General features: G+C 66.4%; 1 protein-coding gene. It reads right to left on the bottom strand.

Annotated features, from left to right (window positions below; genetic code table 11):
* Nucleotides 1-103 precede the first annotated feature (103 nt).
* On the bottom strand, nt 104-425 hold a 322-nt coding region (locus ADL29_RS09010), incomplete at its 5' end, for a transposase family protein (protein WP_078970849.1).

Below are 425 nucleotides of genomic sequence, written 5' to 3' on the forward strand. Positions count from 1 at the left end.
TGAGTTGTGTTCATCCTGAACATGCTGGTCGCGGGGGTGGCGTGGGCGGGTGATGTCGTGCTCGTGCTGGCTGTCGGCACCTGTCTGGTGTGAAGATCGTCGGTCAGCGGGCGATCTCGCGCTGGTTGAGGATCATCAGCGCCCGTACGAGCCGGGTAGCCCACTTCACGTCGAGGCGGAGCTTGGTCAACACGCGCCAGTTCTTCAAGTGCGCGAACGCGTGCTCACACACCGCCCGTTCTGCCGCGATTAGCTGGTTGACCAGCTTCTTCGCGGGCGGGAGCTTCTTGCCCTTGGGCTTTTTGTAGCCGGTGATGACCGCCGGGGCGCCGGCCTCGTCGTCCAGGCCGACGAAGCCGAGGTCGGCGATCGCGGCCAGGCCGGCTTCGCGTAGCCGGTCGACCAGGTCGTCGTGGCGGCAGGCG

Source organism: Streptomyces chattanoogensis (assembly GCF_001294335.1).
Lineage (GTDB): Bacteria > Actinomycetota > Actinomycetes > Streptomycetales > Streptomycetaceae > Streptomyces > Streptomyces chattanoogensis.